Raw genomic sequence first — 18,056 nt, forward strand, 5'->3', positions numbered from 1 at the left:
ATCCGGTCAACGATGCAATGGTTTCGAGGGTTTGTGTGCGCGCGAATTCAACGGAGTTGACGATCTGAGCATACGCTGCCAACAAAGTTGTCAGCCCTCGTCCTCTTCGAGACGCTTGAGCTTCTTTTGCAGGCCATAGCGGCTCAGACCGAGGAGCTGGGCTGCCTGGGTCTGGTTGCCCTCGGTCCGGGACATGGCCCGGCCGATCAGCTCGCGCTCCAGCCGCTCGATGCGTGGGCGCAGCTCGAGATCATCGGGGTCGTCGACCGGCGTCTGGGAGCCCTCGATGCTCGGCGAGAGGTCCTCGGGCATGACCCGCTCCTCGCACAGCGCGAGCCAGCGCTGGACCTCGTTCTCGAGCTCGCGGACGTTGCCCGGCCAGGGGTAGCGGGTCAGCTTGCGCAGCGCGCTGGCGCTGACAGCCAGCGCGCCCTCGGGCTGCCGCGAGCGCGAGATGTGCCGCGCGAGGAAGTGGTCGATGAGCGCCGGGATGTCCTCGCGACGCTCGCGCAGCGGCGGGAGCTCGAGCTTGACCACGTTGATCCGGTAGTAGAGGTCCTGGCGGAAGCTCCCGGCCTCGACCATCTGCTCGAGGCTGCGGTTGCTGGCCGCGATCACCCGCACGTCGACGCGCCTGGCCTTGGTCTCGCCGAGGCGGCGGACCTCGCCCTCCTGGAGCACGCGCAGCAGCTTGGTCTGCATCGCCGGGCTCATCTCGCCGATCTCGTCGAGGAAGATCGTCCCGCTGTCGGCGGCCTCGAACAGGCCCGGGCGCGCGCTCTGGGCCCCCGTGAAGGCCCCGCGCGCGTGGCCGAAGAGCACGCTCTCCAGCAAGGTCTCGGGGATCGCACCGCAGTTCTCGGCCACGAAGGGCCCCTCTGCGCGGGCGCCGGCGTCGTGCATGGCCCGGGCGACGAGCTCCTTGCCCGTGCCGCTCTCGCCGTAGATCACCACGGGGACCTCGGAGTCGGCCAGGCGATCGACGAGGCGAAACACCCGCTGCATCGCCTTGGAGCTCCCGACCATGCCGCGATACATGCGGCGCTCCGGGGCCGAGCGGACCTCCTCGCGCAGGTTGACGACCTCGGCCTCGCGATCGGCGAGCAGCTCGGCGAGCTCGGCCCGCTGGGTCTCGAGGGCGTCGGCCTGGCGGCGGACCTCTGCGAGGGCGCGGGCGTGGGCTACGGCGAGGGCCGCGAGGTCGGCGAAGTCCTCCATGTGCGCGAGGTCTTCGGCGTCGAAGTTGCCCCGGCGCAGGCGGTGGTCCACGTAGGCCGCGCCGAGCACCTCGCCGCGGAAGATCAGCGGGACGCCGAGGACCGAGCGCAAGTTGAGGTGGCTGATCGAGCGCGAGCCGTCGAAGCGATCGTCGCTGGCCGCGTCGACGCTGAGCACGGGCTCGCCCTCCGCGAGCACGCGCTCGATGATCGAGCGCGAGAAGGCCACGGCCTTGTCCTGGCGCTCGTCCCAGGCCATCTCGCGGGCGACCTCGATCCGCGCGTCGCCGTGGCCGATGCAGACCACCCCGCGCTCGGCGTCGGTCAGCTCCATCATCGCGTCGACGACGAGCTCGAGCACGCGCTGGAGCTCGTCCTCTCGGGCGAGGCGACGAAAGACGCGCAGCAGCTGCTGAAGGCGGGCCTCGCCGCTGCCGGGGAGCGGGCGCTCCGGCGCGCCGCGAGCCGCGGGGGGACGCGCTGCGCTCGCGCCGAAGGCCGCCTCGAGGTGATCGGCGGCGCGGCCTGCCTCGTCCTCGCCCGCGTGCGCGTCGGCCAGCGGCTGCGAGCGCGCCGGATGAGTCGCCTCGCTCGCGGCCCGCCGCGCGGCCGCGTCTTCGGCTTCGGCTTCGGCCGCCTCGAGCTCCAGCGCGAGCTCCCGCAGGGCGTCGGCCTCACCGGCCTCGAGGAGCAGGGAGTGACGCAGCGCGCCGCGATCGAGGGGGGGTGCCTTGGCCATGAAGGTCTCCAGGTTTCGAAGCAGTCGACGCGCGACGGAGGCGGCGCTCGCCTCTCCGACGACGCCGCCGCGATGCAGCGCGGCGAGCAAGGTGCGGTCGTAGGTCCAGGCGAGCTGACGCTGCCCGAGGCGCTCGAGCTCGGCCGGAGACGGCAGCGCCGCGAGGGCCTCGAGGGCCTGACGCAGCGCCGGTCCGTCCGCGGCCTGGGCCAGGGTCTCGAGGGCCACGCCAAGGCGCAGCCCGAGCTCGAGCTCTCCCCCCGCCAGCTCGGAGGCTCGGCGCGCGAGGGTGACCGCGGCCTCGAGCTCGCCACGCGCCTGCCCCACGAGGCCGCGCCCGGGCTCGCTGCGGGCGGCGACCCGCAGCAGCGCGGCCGCCAGCAGGCGCGCGTCGGCGGCCTCGCTGGTCGCCCCGGCCTCGACCAGGGCCTCGGCGCAGCGCCGCGCTCGCCCGGCCAGCTCGCGGCGCCAGACCAAGCGCCCCTCGGCGCCGCCAGGCACCGCCGCGAGCGCGAGCTCGAGCTCGACCCGCGCCAGGCGTGCGCGCGTCAGCGGGGAAGGATCACCCGCGGCCTCGCACATGCTCCGGACCAGGCCGAGCAGACGCCGGCCTTCGTCGAGGGCACGGATCTGCGCCAGCGCCCGGACGAGGTTGAAGCAGGCCGCGGGCAAGGTCTGGACCTGGGCGCGCGCCAAGAACCCACGCACAGCCCGACGCCCGCGCTCGAGGCCCTCGGCGAGGTCGCCGGCGTCGACGGCCATGGCCGCGAGGCTGCCCTCGACGAGCACGCGGCCGAGGCCCTCCCCCGCCTCGACGAAGCACTCGGCCGCCAGGCGATAGCGCTCCCGCGCCCGCTCCCCGTCACCGGCGAGCTGGGCGAAGTTGGCCTCGAGCTGATGGACGCGCGCGCGCAGCCCCGCGATCTCGCGCGAGGCGCTGAGGCCATGCTCGCCCCGGCACTCGTCGAGGGCCGCCTCTAGCCAGGTGCCTGGATCCGCGCCGCTGTAGATCCTCGCCAGCGCGCCCCACAGCCAGGCGACCGCGCGGCGCCAGCTGGGTGACTCGCCCTGCGGCCGCGCCTGCGCCCAGGCCTCGGCCTCGGCCCGCGCCTCGGCGGCTCGGCCCGCGTCGACGAGGGCCCGCCAGCGCAGACCCAGGGCGCGATCGCGATCGGAGCCGTGGGTATGCGGCAGGAGCGAGTCAATCGCGACCAGGGCCTCTTCGGCGCGACCCAGCTGCTCCCGCGCGCGCACGCCCTCGAGGGCCTCGGCCGGGCTCGGGCGCCCGGTCTCGGCGATGCGCTCGAGCAGACCCAGGGCGCGGTCGGCCTGACCGCGACGGATCAGCTCCCGCAGCGCTCGCAGGCGCAGGCGCGGGCCAACTTCGAGGGCGCCGCCGCCTTCGAGCCAGGCCACGAGGTCGCTGGGCAGCTCGCGGCCGTCGAGCCACTGCGCGCGATCGCTGGCCTCGACGGCGCTGGCGTCGTTGGCGTCCAGGGCGAGGGCCAGGCAAAACCCACGCCCGGCCGCGCGCGCCTGCTCGAGGGTCGCCCGCGCGAGCGCCTCGACGGTCTCCCCCAGGCCGACCCGCGCGGCCGCGACGGCGCTCGCCAGCGGCTCGTCCCCCGCCAACAGGCCCTCGGGGAGCTCGACCGGGAGCCCCCAGCGACGATCGAAGACCCTGCGCGCGGTCTCGGGATCGAGGCGAGGCTCGCCCGCGACGGCGACCAGCGCCCGCTCGACGGCGGCGCGATCGGGGGCCTCGTAGCCCGCCCCCACCCGCGCGCAGGCCTCGATGGCTCGGATCACCCGCGCCGGCCACCCGCCGGTCGCGGCGTGGATCGCCGCCGCCCAGCGAGCCAGCCGCTCTCCCTCCGCGCGCGGATCTTCGACGACCTCGACGAGGCACTCCCCGACCCGCGCCTCGCTCCAACGCTCGAGCTCGACGAGCACGAGGCCCGGCTGCTCCCCGGTCTCGAGCGCAGCCGCGAGCGCGCGGCCGAGCGCGAGGTCGACGGGCAAGACGAGGGCCACGGCGCCCAGGCGCGCCCCCGCCTGGAGCACGGCGGCCTGGAGCTCGGGCGCGTCGACCAGGCGAGCCGGCCACGGCGGCGGATCCCGCAGGCCAAAGACGGCCGGCCCGAGGCCGTGCTCGAGGACCCCAGCCTGTGCGTCGGAGCCGTCGTCGATCCACGCCGCCACCCAGTCTTGCGCGCTCTCGTCTGCCCCGGCGCTCGCGGCCAGGAGCTCGGCGTCGCCCAGGCGCACCGGCGACGCCGCGCCCTGAGCCCGCGCCCTCGCGACTTGCAGCAAACCGACGATCTCCTCGACCACCCGCCCCCGCCCCGCGTGGACCGGGCCGACCACCGCGACCACTCGACAGCGACCCACTTCGATCGCCTCGGCGGCGCGGCGCAGCCCGGCCTGGTCACCGAGGTAGCGCCAGCGGTTCGGCAGCCACCAGGCCGAGTGCGCGCGCATCAGCTCGCCCGCGCTGCTCGCCCGCTGGAGCTGACGCAGGCGCGCCACCAGCAGCTCCGAGTCGGCGACTCGGCGGCTGGGATCGGGATCCAAGAGGCGCTCGAGCAGGGCCTCGACGGGACGCGGGAGCGCGATGCCGGCGGCGCGAGCCAGGTCGCGCAGGCGCCCGCGGATCCTCCCACCGCTCCCCCCACTGCTCCCCCCACTGCTATCGATGGCGAGCAGCGCCTCCGGGCGCCGCCAGGGCACCTCGCCAAAGAGGCGCAGGCACAGGAGGCTGCCCACGCCGAAGCGATCGGCCGCCGGCCCGCCGCCACCGGCGAGGACCTCGGGGGCGACGAAGCCAGGGGTGCCGCAGCCGAAGGCCCCGAGCTGGCCGAGGTCCGTGAGCACCACGCCGTGGGTCGGCGTGACGATCACGTTGTTGGCGCTGACGTCCCCGTGGTGCGTGCCCAGGCCGTGGATCGCCGCGAGGGCATGGGCCACGCCCAGGGCCTCGGCGAGGGCCTGTTCGAGGGGGACCGGGCCCGGCCCGAGGGGCGCGCCCTCGACGTAGCCGGTGACCAGCCACGCGCCCCCTCGCCCGTCGCCGATCAGCTCGAGGGCCGCGGGCAGGTGCGGCGACGACACGCCGCGGAGGACCTCGAAGGCCCGGGCGACCGTGGCCGTGCGCCCGGCGGGGACGTGCTTGAGGACGACGCTGCGACCCGTTGGGTCGTGCGCGATCCATGTCCCGCCCTCGGCCCCCGCGCCCAGGCGCTGCACGTCGCCGAAGCGCGACGATGCCAGCGTACCTAGGAGATCATCGTCGGGAGCCACCATACCGCCTACAACGTAGGCAGCATCGTAGGCGATCCATTAAAATTTTCACCAATGAACTGCCAACTCCAAAGCGGCCTGCCAGACGTTGGCCATCCCGCCCTCGATGAAGTTGGCGCGGTAGATCCCAGAGGCACCGAGAGTCACGCTCCGCGTGATCCACACGTCCAGGCCCAGGGAGGCCCGCACCGTCCCGCCCATGGTCGTCACGCCGAAGCGCGCCGGATCGTAGAACGCGAACCCGCCACCCACGTCGACGAAGGGCTCCACGCGACCGCGGACCGGCGCCCAGAGCCGCACGAAGCCGACATCCCAGGCGGTCATGTGGCCCTTGGTGCGGGCGCTGCCGATCGCCGCGGAGGAGACGTAGATCTCGTGGGGTTGCCGCGAGAAGGACGCACCCAGGCCCAGCCACTGCAAGGGACGCCAGCCACCCTCGGCGCCGCCACCCAGGGCGATCACCGTCGGACGCGCGGGGGCCTCTCCCGAGATCGGGCCGACCGCGGTCAGACGCACCGCCAGCCAGCCACGCCCCCGCCAGTCCCCGCGGGGGATCGCCGAGGGTGACACCGGAGGTGGCGGAGGTGGGAGCGGTGCGACACCGCTACTGCCAATCGCGTAGACACCCTCTGCCGGGGGCGCCGTGGGGCTCGCCGCGACCTGGTGCTCGCGGACCTGTTCCGGCGAAGGGAGGGCGCCCTGCCCCGCAGCCGCCTCGTCGCGGACCTGCTCTGGCGGTGGGAGCGCGCCCTGGCCCGCAGCGGCATCGTCGCGGACTTGCTCTGGCGACTCGATCTCCGGCTGGTCAGCCCCAGACTCGGACGCTGGCGGGGTGACCTCCATGGAAGTCTCGGCAGACGGCTCCTCGGGCAAGCTGGGCGGCGCGCTCGCCAGGCCCATCACCACGAGAGAAGAAAAGATCGCTGAGATGGTGCTCATCGGTGGCCTCGCGTTCGCGCGTGTCCAGCCTCGTCCATGGCCCCGCCGACCTCCGCCACGCGACGCAGGGCTCGCTCGGCCGCGGCCCGCTGGTTGGGCTCGTCCTCGTTGCGGGCGGCGAAGCGCAAAAAGCCCTCGGCGTCCGGGCCCCCGAGGCGCGCGATCGCCTCGTAGGCGCGACTGACCTGGCCGGCGTTGGTGAGCTGGATCCGGTCGATGACGATGGCCACGTGCTCGGGTCCGCCGATCTCACCGATGGTCTCGATGGCCAGCAGCCCGACGTTCTCATCCTCATCGTTGATCAGCTCGGCGACTCGATCCGCGGCCTGGCGAGACTGGGCATCCTGGGGGTGGCGGCGGATCCAGGCCAGGGTCTCGAGGATGATCTCGGCGTCCCGCGTGGCGAGCAGCCCCTCGACCGCCCCCTCGGATCGACGCGCGAGGTCAGCGCGCGCCTGTAAAATGATCGCCAGGCGATCCGTCGCCAGCTGGAGGTCAGACTCGAGGTCGGCCTCGCCGGCCTTGCGCTCGAGCATGACCGTGGCGTCGAGGCCATCGCGCCCGAGCTCATCGCCGAGATCCTCGGGCGGCTCGATGAACAGGCGAACCAGGAGGTCACGGCCGTTGTCGGCGGCGTCGGGGATCTCGCGGTACTCGAGGCTCGCGTTGAGCACCTCGACGTTCCCGCGGCTTCGCTGGCTGCGTTGGTCACGCTCCGCCGGGCTGAAGCTCGGAGCGCGCTCGAGCGAGTGGCGCATGATCCCCTCCACCTGCTCGTCGGCCAGCGCCGGACCTCCATGCGTGTCGATGGAGGTCACCCGGACCTGAAAGACCTCCGGCTCGGGGCCACGGCAGCCGCTCGCCACCGAGGCGCCGAGCGTTGCGGTCAGAGCGAAGATCGTGCCGCGACGAAGCATCGGCTGCGTCGCACCACCATAGCAGATCTGGCAGGCCAAACCCGGTCAGCTCCAGCGCAGCGCGTAGCCGGCCCGCTCGGCGAAGAGCTCGGCCCAGCGCCGCGCGAGCTGCTCCATCGGCGGCAGGGGCTCCTCTCGCAGGTCGGCGACGCTGGTCATCTGAATCCCCGGCATCCCGCACGACACCAGCGCGCCAAAGAGCTTGGGCGCGACCGCGAGGTTGAGGGACATGCCCTGCACCGTGACCCCCCGGCTGATGTGGATCCCGAGCGAGGAGATCTTGGCCTCGCCTCGCCAGATCCCCGGGTGATCGTCACGGTATGCCACGCCGTCGATGCCCAGCTCCCCAAGCAGCGCGATGGTCGCATCCGACATGTGCTGGATGTGCGCGCGGATCTGCTTGTCGATGCGGACGATCGGGTAGGCCACCAGCTGACCCGGCGCATGAAGCGTGACCTCACCTCCACGGGGGGTTTCGCAGACGGCCACCTGCTCCTCGGCGAGCTGCTCGTCCGTCCAGACCACATCTTCGCGTCGACCCCGCCGACCGAGGGTCAGGGTCGGCGGGTGCTCGACCATGATCAGGGTCTCGGGGCCGCTCCCCTCGAGGATCGCGTCACGCGCGCGAAGCTGTTCCTGGAGGCAAGGCGCGAAGTCCATGCGCCCGACCCAGCGGCCGGCGAGCTCGCGCGAAGCGCTCATGGATCAGGTGTCCAGACCGCCGACGGACTCGATGATGTCGGCGTCGAGCACCGGCACGGAGAAGGTCACGGTCTTCACGCCGACCCCGTTGTCGAGGAGCCAGCGCGCGAACTCCTGAGCGTAAATGACCCGTGCGTCACCCGTACCAGCGTCGGCGCTGGGATCGCACATGGCGAACACCATGATCGCCCCACAGCCGTTTCGCTCGGCGTCACCTTCCCAGAGCTTGGGCTCGAGGCTGGTCTTGCGCGGGACGATCAGCACGAGCAGGCGCGAGTCGTCGCTGTCGCCCTCGGCGTCCTCGACGATCAGCTTGCCCAGGCCCCGCGCAGGCGGGAGCGTGGCAACCAACGGGTAGGATTCGCGGTCCAACCAAACCCTCACGAGAGACTCGAGGGAACGCGCCCCAAGTGTCTGTAACCACGAGAGAAGCTGACCATGAGTCTCTTTCTCGAGTTGCTCGACAGCGCGGCGCGCGGCGTACTCCGCGGCGGCGGCCTTCTCGGGCAGGCGGGCGCCCCGGAGCTGGTAGCGCGCGTCCCCGCGGATGGCGAAGCGCGAGGCCTCCCCGCGGACGTGGACGTCGAGGAGGAGCGCCGCGGTGACCGCACGCTCGATCTCGGAGATCTCACCGCCCAGCACGTTCTGGCTGGCCAGGCTCTCGGCGATCTGGCGCACGTGCAAGGAGCGCGGGCCAGCCTCGAGGAGCACGGTAGCGACCTGATCCAGCAGCTCCTGGCCGCGCGAGGCCGAGACGGCGGCGCCCTCGGACCAGTCGACGCGGCGGCTCTTGCGGCGGCGACGACGACGGCGGCGTCCTCCGCGCTCATCCTCGCCACGGTCGCGGTCGCTGCGGTCGTTTCGATCGCTGTCTCGGCGGCGCTTGCGACCAACCTCGATGACCTCGGGAACGGGTGCCTGACCCTTTTGCATGGCGTCGAGTTCCTCTCGTAGCTCTGGTCGCTCGTCGACCAACCTCGACATGGCGTTGGCCATGACCAACGCGATGTCCGTCTCGCCCTCGAGGCCAGAGCCCTCGGGTCCGTGGAAGCGGACCTTGCTGGGATCGAGCGTGGGCATGGGGATGGGGGGCCCGGCGGTGACGTCGAGCGTGGCCGCGGCCGCAGCCTCGGCGGCGCGCTCCGAGGATGTCTCGGTCTCGGTCTCGGTCTCGGTCTCGGCCTCGGGCTCGGCTGTGGTCGCGGTCTCCTCCGCGGCCTCCTCACCACTGTCTTCTTCGCTGGACGCCTCGACCTGCTCGTCGGGCGTCTCCTCCTCTTCGGAGGGCTCGGCCTTCTTGCGCCGACGGGTCCGCTTCTTGCCGCCGGCTGGCTCGTCCTTCTTCGAAGACTTGCTGGCCTTCTTCTTGGAATTGCTGGACTTTTTCTTGCGCCCTCGCGTGTCGCTCGACTTGTCTTCGGCGGGCAGCGGGAGCGGCTCGGGAGCCGCGGGGGGCTCTGGCGGATCGGGGAGCTTGGCCCCGGCGCGGATGCAGTAGTGCCCAGGCTTGGAGCGCGTGACGGCCCCATCGTGGACCTTGCTTCGCACAGCCTGATTGAGGCAGGTCTGCATCGCCGCCTCGGGGTCGCGCCCCACGTGGGACAGGAGCTTTTGGTCCACGGCGAGCCGCGCGATCTCCTTGTAGTGCAAGGGACCGTCGGCGTCTCGGAGAACCTCGATCGCGGCTTCGAGAAAGGTCATCTTGAGGCTGCCGGAGGGCCCTTCCCTCTCGGCTGCGCGCCGAGAGGTGGACGACGGCGCAGCGCTCGGGCCACGTTGGCGGCGAAGGTCGCCGGCTCGGTGGACCACCACGCCAGACCGGCGCGGCAGAGAGAGCCCTAAAACTATCCGAAAATTTGCGGGCCGTTGGCAAGCCCTGCTAGCGGCCAAGCAATGGGTGCCCTCACGCTCGGTATTGCGGTGTCTTCCGGCCCTGCCTCGACCCCTCGGGGCCTGAGCGCAACGTACGCTGACGCTGGCCCCTGGCAGCCCGCCGAGCGCCGCAGCGGCGAGGATCTCCAAGACGCCGCCCAGCTCCTGGGCCTCGAGGCGCCGATCCTTCGCCTCCCCAGCAGCGCCGAGCCGAGCACCGTGGCCGCGATGATGGCCGATCAATTCGGGCCGCGCGGGGCCGCGGTAGATCGCCTGCTGATCCTCGCCCACGGCCCCGCAGGGGGCACTGGCCGCCTCCACGCGGCCGCCCGCGACTGCGGCCTGCCGGTCCTCGGGCCCGCCCCCCAGGCCATCGCAGGGGCCTACGACAAGCTCCTCTGCCGCCAGCGCCTCGCCTTCCACAACCTCCCCGTGCCCCGCACGGTGGTCCCGGGGGGCGATGTCCAAAAGACCCGCCAGGCCCTCCAGCGCCTCGGCCGCGCCTGCGTCCTCAAGCCCCGCCGCGGCGCGGCGGGAGCCGGGCTGCGCCGCTTCGAGGGCCACGAGGCCGTCATGAGCGCCCTCGCGGAGCTCGGTGATGGTGAACACCCGCGCTCCCTCGAGCCCGAGATCCTTGTCGAGCGCGCCATCGAAGGCCGCGAGATCTCCGTGGTCGTCTTCCGCGGTGCCGTACTGGGCATGGCCGAGATCGGCCGGACCTTCACCGACGACCCCCGCACCGGCTCGCGGATCCAGACCATGACCTGCCCGCCCCAGCTCGACGCCACCCGGCGCGTCGGCCTGAGCAACCTCGCCCTGCGAGCCAGCGCCGCCCTCGGCCTGGACGAGGGGCCCACCCGGGTCGATCTCGTGGTCACCCCCCGCGACAACGAGGTGATCCTCGAGGTCGAGCCGCTGCCCCCGGTGCACCGCGACAGCGTCGTCGCCCGGGTCGCCCGCGCGGCCGGCATGTCCTTCCTCGAGCTCGCTGCCAGCCTGTTCAGCGGGACCCTGGCCGCCCGCGAGCTCCCCCGTTCCCTCACCCAAGCGCTCCGCTGAGCCCGAGACCGCCGTGGCCCACCGCTCCTCTGCCAAGTCCCCGCGTGGGCGCCGATCGATCGGCGCCTGGGTCCTGAGCATGGGCCTGGCCACCGCGGCCGCCAGCGCGCCCGCCTTCGCCGAGACCTCGGCCCACCAGCGCCTGCGCGACCGGCTCGGCGCCGGCGAGCGCTTCGTCATCGACCTCGATCTCGGCGGCCTCGAGCTGCGCGGCGTCGATCGTCCCCTGCCCGGCGAGCGCGGGCACGTGCACGCCGACTCGATCCGCGTGCGCCCTGGCAGCGCCGGCGTGGAGGTCGAGATCGAGGGGCTGCGCGCGCTCCTTCGCCGCGGCGGCCCCCGGCCCAGCGCCAGCGAGCCCGCCGCCAGCGAAAATTCCCAGCCCGAGCAGCCCGCCAGCGAGACGCGCGAGGATCCCCCCGCCGCGGATCCCCTGGCCCGCATGCTCGTGCAGCTGCGCGGCGTCCCGATCCACGTCCAGGTCCGCGGTCAGGCCGAGCTCGAGCTGAGCGAGGGCCTCACCGCGACCTTGCGCGATCCCAGCGTCGAGCTCCCGGGCGACGGCCCGATCTTCGCCCGCGGCCGCGTCGAGCTCGGCGACGGCGACGACAACGCCTGGGTCCGGGCCGACATGAGCGTGGCGACCTCCGACGAGCGCCCCCGGGAGCTCGAGCTCGCCGGGACCGTCAACCTCGCCCTCGCCGATCGGGACGAGGCCCCCGCGCACAACAATTTGCAGATCTTCGGGCGCGTCGGCCCCGAGGGCGGGAGCGTGGCCCTGCGCGAGAGCGCCGGCGGCCAGGCTCGGCTCAGCTTGTCCCGCGCCGGCGAGGGCGAGCGCCTCGAGCTCGAGGCCGAGGACCTCCCCCTCGCCCTGCTCGAGCCGATCGCCGCGCTCCTCGGCCGCCAGCTCTCCGATCGCCTCGGCGATCGCCTCGAGCTCGACCTCGACGCCGCGCGCATGGACGGGCGGCTGATCATCGATCGCGGCCCCGGCCTGAGCCAGGCGAGCTTCGAGTCGATCGAGCTGCGCGGCCTCGGCGTGGGCGGAGAGCTGCTCGCGCCCCGCCCCCTGAAGCTCGAGACCCTCGACCTCGACGGCCAGCTCCGCCGCGAGCGCGGCCCGGGGATCCCCGGCGCGCGGACCAGCGGCGAGCTGCTCGTCGCCCACGCCGGCGCCTGGGCGCAGATCACCGGCGAGTACGACGACGAGGGCCTGCGCGTGGCCCTCGACACCCCCGAGTTCCCCTGCCAGCAGCTCCTCGACGCCCTGCCCGAAGGCGCGGCGCCGGTGCTCGCGGGCACAGAGCTGCGCGGCGAGCTGGAGGTCCACCTCGGCCTCGACATCGAGTTCGCCGAGCTCGCGGCGGCGCGGACCAAGAACCTCGTCGACGGCGAGCTGGTGCTCCCCGAGCACGAGGCCTTCGTGCCCCCCGGCGAGCTGCGCTTCGACTTCCCCGTGCTCGAGGCGTGCAGCGTCGAGCGCCTCGGCCCCGGCGTCGACCTCGACGGCCTGCGCGGCGTCTACCACCACGACTTCGTGACCGGCGCGGGCAGGGTCGAGCGCCGCACCCTCGCCCCCGGCGACGAGGACTTCGTCAGCTTGCGCGAGGTCCCCAACCTCGAGCTCGCCTTCGTGATCCTCGAGGACGCCCGCTTTTGGGAGCACGACGGCTTCGACCGCGAGCAGCTCGAGCGGGCGTTTTGGTTCAACGTGCTCGAGGGCCGGGTCCGCCGCGGCGCGAGCACCATCAGCCAGCAGACCGCGCGCAGCCTGTGGCTGGGCATCGATCGCTCGATCACCCGCAAGCTCGCCGAGGCGCTGATCGCCGCCGAGCTCGAGCGCGAGGTCGACAAGCGGCGGATCCTCGAGGTCTACCTCAACATCATCGAGCTCGGCCCCGAGATCCACGGCGTCGCCGAGGCGGCCCGCTACCACTTTGGCAAGGACGCCCGGGAGCTCGAGCTCCACGAGGCCCTGCACCTCGCGAGCTTGGCCCCCGCGCCCGTCGCCTACTCGCGGCGCTTCGCCGACGGCGACATTGATCAGCAGTGGCGCGCGCACCTTCGCCACCAGGTCCACCGCCTCCGCATCCGCCACCTGATCACCCGCGAGCGCGCCAACTCGACCAACGCCGCGCGCCTCGAGCTGCTCCCGCACCCCGAGCTCTGAGCCCCCGCGCGCTGAGCCCGAGCTCGCCGGCGCCGGTCGATCTGGACGTGCGCGATCGACTCGATCGCGCCTCGCACAGCCCACGGCCGACCGTCTCTGTGGCGACGCGCCCACGACGCGCCCAGCCTGGCTCCCGACGCCGTGAGCTCCGCGGTGGCCGAGCACCGCTCGTCCGCACAGCGTGATCGAAGCTTCACCCTCCGCCAGGTGGGTCTCGGCCTGGACCCAGGTCGGGAAGTCGCGGACTTTGCGAGGATCTCACCGCCCTCGCTGACCGAGTGCGCCGCTACGCAAATTGCGGGGCTTGACGACCATGGCCAGCAACCCGTGAAATGAGGGCCCGCTCGTGAGCGCCTCGCTCACTTTGTCTCATCGCCGCTCGCGTTGCGCGGCACGACCGCCGCCTGGGTCACGCCGTGACCACCTCGTTCGTCGGCACCTCGAAGACTGATCAGCGCGCAAGGGGACCTGAGCCTACGTGACCGGCGACCGCAAGAGCACGATCCAGGACGACCGCCCCACGGCCCACGTGTTGATCGGTGCCGAAGCCGAGATCGCCCAGCGAGTCACGGCGGCGCTCGAGGCTGCGCAAGCGTGGCGCTTCACCACGACCACCGTGCACCCGACCGCGCTCGACTTCGATCGCCGCGACGCCGAGGTCGACGTCTTCTTGGTCGACGCCAGCACCCTCGACCCGCACGTGCGCCGCAGTGACAGCGGAGACGAGACCCCGCTGCTCGCCCTGTGCCTAGATGGCCAGAGCTCGCGCGAGCGCATGCGGACCGCGGGAGCCATCGACGTGCTCGGGCTCGACGATCTCGAGCCGCGGATGCTCGAGCGAAGCATCCGCCACGCGCTCGAGCAGGCCCAGACGAACGTCGCCCTGCACGAGGCTCGAGCGCGCCACGAGCTGATCTTGCGGGCCGCCAACGACGGCCTGTGGGAGTGGGACCTCCGCAGCGAAGAGGTCCGCTACTCCGCGCGCTGGCACCAGCTCTTTGGACTCAGCGACGAGTCCTTCGAGGACAGCCGCGAGACCTGGTTCTCGCGCGTCCACCACGACGATCTGCCCGGCCTGCGCGCGGACATCCGCGCGCACATCGACGGCCGCCGCAACATCCACCAGTTCGAGCACCGCATCCGCCAGCGCGACGGCAACTTCCGCTGGGTGCTCAGCCGCGGGCTCGTGCGCCGCGATCGCTGGGGCCGCGCCGTCGCCCTCGCCGGCTCGCTGACCGACATCAACTGGCGCAAGCGCAGCGACGCCACGGCCTCGGGCATGCACGACGAGCTCACCGGCCTGCCCAGCCGCCGCGTGCTCATCGAGCGGCTCGAGCGGGCGATCGAGAGCACCCGCCGCGACGACGAGTTCAAGTTCGCGGTGCTGTTCATGAACCTCGATCGCTTCAAGGTGCTCAACGACAGCATCGGCCTCGACTCCGCCGATCAGATCCTCGCGCAGCTCGCCCAGCGCCTGCGCGGCTGCGTCAGCGAGGGCGCCCTGGTCTGCCGCTACGGCGGCGACGAGTTTGCGATCTTGCTCGAGAACATCGAGCGCTTCGAAGACGCCTCGACCCTCGCCGACGCGATCCACGAGGCCCTGCGCCAGCCCTTCCAGCTCGACGAGCAGACGATCTTCACCACGGCCTCGATCGGCATCACCAACAGCAGCCGCAACTACGAGCGCCCCGCCGAGGTCCTGCGCGACGCCGGCGTGGCCACCAGCCGCGCCAAGCGGCGCGGGAAGTCGCGCAGCTCGACCTTCGACTCGGCCATGCGCCAAGAGGCGCTCAACACCCTGCGCACGCAGATGCAGCTGCGCGAGGCGATCGTCAACCAGGAGTTCGAGGTCTACTACCAGCCGATCGTCGCGCTCGGCTCGTGCAAGCTGACCGGCTTCGAGGCCCTGGTCCGCTGGAACCATCCCCGCCGCGGCGTGATCGGCCCCGTCGAGTTCATCTACCTCGCCGAGGAGACCGGGCTGATCGTGCCGATCGGACAGTTCGTGTTCCGCGAGGCCTGCTCGCAGATGGCCGCGTGGCACCGCCGCTACCCCGAGGCCAACGACGTCTCGATCTCGATCAACCTCTCGGGACACCAGCTCGGCTCGCCGACCCTGGTCACCGACATCGAGAAGGTCCTGGCCGAGACCGGCCTCAACCCGCGCTCGGTCAAGCTCGAGCTGACCGAGAGCACGCTGATCGACGACCCGACCACCGCCACGCGGATCCTCGGGCGCCTGCGCGACCGCGGGATCCAGCTCTACATCGACGACTTCGGCACGGGCTACAGCTCGCTGAGCTACCTGCACCGCTTTGCGATCGACGGCCTCAAGATCGACAAGAGCTTCGTCGACATGGTCGGGATCGACGATCGCAAGGCCGCGATCGTCCCGAGCATCGTCGGCCTCGCCCACAACCTCGGCGTGGGCGTCGTCGCCGAGGGCGTCGAGACCCACGAGCAGGCCCACGAGCTGACCTTGCTCGACTGCGCCGAGGCCCAGGGCTACCTGTTCTCCAAGCCCGTGCCGCGGGACCTGGCCGCCAAGCTGATCGAGCGCCGGATCCTCAAGTAGGCCCCCCCCCTCGCGCTCAGCCCCGCGCGCTCAACCCCGCCAGACGCGGTCCGGGAGCCAGCGCCCCGGGCCATCGGGCTGCTCGAGCTCCGCAAAGGCGCCGCGCAGCGAGACGATCCGCGCCCCGAAGCGCGCCCGCAGCTCGGGCCAGCTCGGATCGCAGCTCGCGTCCTCGAGCACGATGTGCTCGACGCTGTCGAGGCGCCCGGCCTGCTCGAGCAGCAGCCGCGCCGCGGGCTCGCTCAGCCGCGGCAGCCGCAGCGCTCGCAGCTCGAGCTCGTCGATGAACTCGAGCACGGTGACCAGCGCCGTCGGCCCCTGGACGCCGAGCTCGCGCAGCGGACCGGCGAGGCCGCAAAGCAGCCGACGCAGCTCCGCCCCGCTGCCCAGCTGTTCCCGCGACCAGGGATCGTAGACGTCGGTGCAGCGCAGCCACAGCCGCTCGAGCTTGGGCCAGGGGTTGTTGGCCAGGCTCGAGCGCAGCCCCACGGTCAAGGTCGGCACCTGGAGCTCGAGCGCGCGCAGCTGGGGCATGGGCGGCAGCGGGCCGAGCTGACGGCCGATGATCCGCAGCGCTCGCAGCCGCGGCGCCCAGCGTTCGAGCTCGGCCAGTGGCTCGAGGAAGCCCGCGCGGGTGAGCACCGTGCGTTGCTTGTAGCTGCCGTTGACGTCGCGGACCCAGTCCTCCTGGGTGAGCGCGCCGAGCTCGAGGCGGATCAACGCGCGCCGCGGCTGGGCGGCCAGGACCGCGAGCGCCTGGCCATAGTCTCGGCGGCCGCGGGGATCGAGCTCGGCCAGGACCAGCTTGCGCAGCAGCCCGGCGAGGGGGTGCTCGAGCACCTGCTCGAGCACGGGGACCAGATCGCGGATGCCCAGGCGCCAGCTCGACAGATCCAGGCGGCCGGGCAAGGTCCCCAGGCGCAGGCCGGCCATCCAGCCGTGATCCCAGGTGACCTCGAGCGGGCGCTCCTTGCCGCACAGGTGGGCGAGATCCCCGATCCACTTGGGCACCCACTCGCGCAGCAGACGATCTCGGTGCGCCTCGAGCCGGCTGCGCTCGAGCTCGCTGCCCCCTGCCCCCGCGAGTTCATCGAAGCGGCGCAGCGCCTCGTCGATGGCGATCAGCTGGCCACGGACATCGCCGCGCGCGTCGAGCCAGTCGCCGAGCACCGCCCACGCGATCGCGGCCTCGCCTTCGCTGTCGGGATCGAGCTCCTCGAGCAAGCGACGCTCGAGGCTCTCGTTGCGCGGGAAGTCCCGCAGCCCGACGTCCTCGACCTGCACGTAGCCCTCGGCGAGCTTGGCTGCGATCGCCTCGTCGAACTGACGCTTGGCGACAGCGACGAAGTGTTCGCTCCGCTGGGTATCGTCTCCGGCTTCACCGATCCTGCCGGAGCGAATGCGAAGGATCCTGCCTTCGCGCTCGATCTCCCAAAAGCGATCCTCGCTTTCGAAGCGCGGCATCGAAGCGTGAGCATAGACGAGGCTGGCCACCCGATACCGCCCTGGCAGCGCTTCGTATCCGGGGATCACCAGGGCAAAAAAAAGATGCCCCGGTCACACAGTTTACCAGTGACGATATGTCTCGCCCCTGCTAGAGTCGGAGTGAACGTCACTCGCTACGCTCGCCAGGGGACCCCAAAGCACCCCAGAAGCCGAGCGCATGCGGGCGATGCCACAAACCCTCGACCGCTCGCCGCGCGACGCTCGCCGTCGGCCTGCCTTCGTCTGGAGTGCCCATGAACGATCCGCGCAGGACCCCCATCTCCTCTCCGCCCTGGTTCGACCGCCTCGCGAGCCTCGAGGCGCAGCGCCGTGCGCTCGGAGAGAGCTTCTCGCTGTGGCAGATCGAGTCGATGATTCACCCCTGGGTCGAGCGCTGGCTGGGCGCAGCGGCGATCCGAGTGGGCTCCAGCGAAGGCCTGGTCGGTCGACCGCCGGCGCGCTGGCGGCTGTGGCTCGAGGTCGACGAGTCCACCCGCAGCTACGCCCTCGCCGTGCTCCCGGGGGACGCCCCCACCCGCGCGGCCAACGTCGTCGCGTCGCTGATGGTCAGCGCGGGGCAGTCCGACCGTGCGCGCGTCGCAATCGCAGTGCGTGAAGGTGGCCTGCGCTGGATTGGGGATCAGCCCGACGCGGGTGACTCGCGCAGTGCGCGGGTCGCCGTCACCAAGGCTCCGAACATCCCCGCGCTGCTCGATGTACTGGACGGTCACCGCGTAGGCCTCGCGGGAGATCTCTCGACCCTGGCCAAGCCCATCGAGCTGGCCACCAGCCTCGCATCGAGCGAGTCCGGCGGCGCCCTCCTGCTCGGCGCCCAGCCCTCGCGCCGCCACGGTCACCGCCAGCCGCGGCTCTTCGTCGTCGCCCGGGACGCGAGCGAGGCAGCCTCCACGCTGCGCATGCTCGAGGACGCGGGCACCAAGGCGAGCCCCCTGCTCCCCGAGCTCGAGGACACCAAGTTGATCGAGGCGAGCGTGGCCGCTCCCTGATCCTCACTCCTGCCCGCTCCCTCATACGGCGTCGCTGCCCGTCACCGTATCGCTGCTCGTCACGGCGTCGC

10 protein-coding genes are annotated in these 18,056 nt (G+C 72.4%); 4 read left to right on the forward strand and 6 right to left on the reverse strand.

The window, feature by feature from the left end:
* Positions 1-90: 90 nt before the first annotated feature.
* From G6O69_RS30555 to G6O69_RS30575, 5 genes are read right to left on the reverse strand one after another with little or no spacing between them, the layout of a single operon-like run.
* Positions 91-5,259, reverse strand: a complete 5,169-nt coding sequence (locus G6O69_RS30555) for a sigma 54-interacting transcriptional regulator (protein ID WP_172306997.1) — start codon at positions 5,257-5,259, stop codon at positions 91-93.
* A gap of 45 nt (positions 5,260-5,304) precedes the next feature.
* Positions 5,305-6,195, reverse strand: a complete 891-nt coding sequence (locus tag G6O69_RS30560) for a hypothetical protein (protein WP_172306998.1) — start codon at positions 6,193-6,195, stop codon at positions 5,305-5,307.
* Entirely contained in the window at positions 6,192-7,151 is a 960-nt protein-coding gene (locus G6O69_RS30565; RefSeq protein ID WP_176397183.1) for a HEAT repeat domain-containing protein, read from the reverse strand. Before G6O69_RS30565 ends, G6O69_RS30560 begins: the two co-directional genes overlap by 4 nt.
* Positions 7,152-7,157: 6 nt before the next feature.
* Positions 7,158-7,814, reverse strand: a complete 657-nt coding sequence (lipB, locus tag G6O69_RS30570; RefSeq protein WP_172307000.1) for a lipoyl(octanoyl) transferase LipB — start codon at positions 7,812-7,814, stop codon at positions 7,158-7,160.
* A 3-nt stretch (positions 7,815-7,817) separates the two neighbouring features.
* Positions 7,818-9,515 carry a winged helix-turn-helix domain-containing protein gene (locus tag G6O69_RS30575; protein WP_172307001.1) on the reverse strand — a complete coding sequence of 566 codons (1,698 nt, stop codon included), beginning with the start codon at positions 9,513-9,515 and terminating at the stop codon, positions 7,818-7,820.
* A gap of 192 nt (positions 9,516-9,707) precedes the next feature.
* Here G6O69_RS30575 and G6O69_RS30580 point away from each other — a divergent pair, with 192 nt between their 5' ends.
* From G6O69_RS30580 to G6O69_RS30590, 3 genes are all read left to right on the forward strand, one after another.
* The gene (locus G6O69_RS30580; RefSeq protein ID WP_176397184.1) at positions 9,708-10,745 is read left to right on the forward strand and encodes an ATP-grasp domain-containing protein; all 1,038 of its coding nucleotides are present in this window, start codon (positions 9,708-9,710) and stop codon (positions 10,743-10,745) included.
* Positions 10,746-10,758: 13 nt separating this feature from the next.
* Complete coding sequence (locus tag G6O69_RS42450) at positions 10,759-12,918, forward strand: biosynthetic peptidoglycan transglycosylase (protein ID WP_172307003.1); 2,160 nt, start codon at positions 10,759-10,761, stop codon at positions 12,916-12,918.
* A gap of 478 nt (positions 12,919-13,396) precedes the next feature.
* Positions 13,397-15,493, forward strand: coding sequence for a GGDEF domain-containing phosphodiesterase (locus G6O69_RS30590; RefSeq protein WP_172307004.1), 2,097 nt, complete (start codon positions 13,397-13,399; stop codon positions 15,491-15,493).
* Positions 15,494-15,523: 30 nt separating this feature from the next.
* On the opposite strand, the gene G6O69_RS30595 is transcribed toward G6O69_RS30590, so the two are convergent.
* Positions 15,524-16,957 (reverse strand): WGR domain-containing protein, encoded by a 1,434-nt coding sequence (locus G6O69_RS30595; protein WP_172307005.1) that lies wholly within the window; start codon positions 16,955-16,957, stop codon positions 15,524-15,526.
* A gap of 275 nt (positions 16,958-17,232) precedes the next feature.
* Here G6O69_RS30595 and G6O69_RS30600 point away from each other — a divergent pair, with 275 nt between their 5' ends.
* Positions 17,233-17,985 carry a hypothetical protein gene (locus G6O69_RS30600; RefSeq protein WP_172307006.1) on the forward strand — a complete coding sequence of 251 codons (753 nt, stop codon included), beginning with the start codon at positions 17,233-17,235 and terminating at the stop codon, positions 17,983-17,985.
* Positions 17,986-18,056: the final 71 nt, after the last annotated feature.

This window comes from Pseudenhygromyxa sp. WMMC2535, from assembly GCF_011083025.2.

What these genes read in the sequence shown, in the direction of transcription:
- G6O69_RS30600 (WP_172307006.1), top strand. Translation starts at nt 17,233, where the DNA reads ATGAACGATCCGCGCAGGACCCCCATCTCCTCTCCGCCCTGGTTCGAC.
- lipB (WP_172307000.1), bottom strand. Translation starts at nt 7,814, where the DNA reads ATGAGCGCTTCGCGCGAGCTCGCCGGCCGCTGGGTCGGGCGCATGGAC.
- G6O69_RS30595 (WP_172307005.1), bottom strand. Translation starts at nt 16,957, where the DNA reads ATGCCGCGCTTCGAAAGCGAGGATCGCTTTTGGGAGATCGAGCGCGAA.
- G6O69_RS30555 (WP_172306997.1), bottom strand. Translation starts at nt 5,259, where the DNA reads ATGGTGGCTCCCGACGATGATCTCCTAGGTACGCTGGCATCGTCGCGC.
- G6O69_RS30560 (WP_172306998.1), bottom strand. Translation starts at nt 6,195, where the DNA reads ATGAGCACCATCTCAGCGATCTTTTCTTCTCTCGTGGTGATGGGCCTG.
- G6O69_RS30575 (WP_172307001.1), bottom strand. Translation starts at nt 9,515, where the DNA reads ATGACCTTTCTCGAAGCCGCGATCGAGGTTCTCCGAGACGCCGACGGT.
- G6O69_RS30580 (WP_176397184.1), top strand. Translation starts at nt 9,708, where the DNA reads ATGGGTGCCCTCACGCTCGGTATTGCGGTGTCTTCCGGCCCTGCCTCG.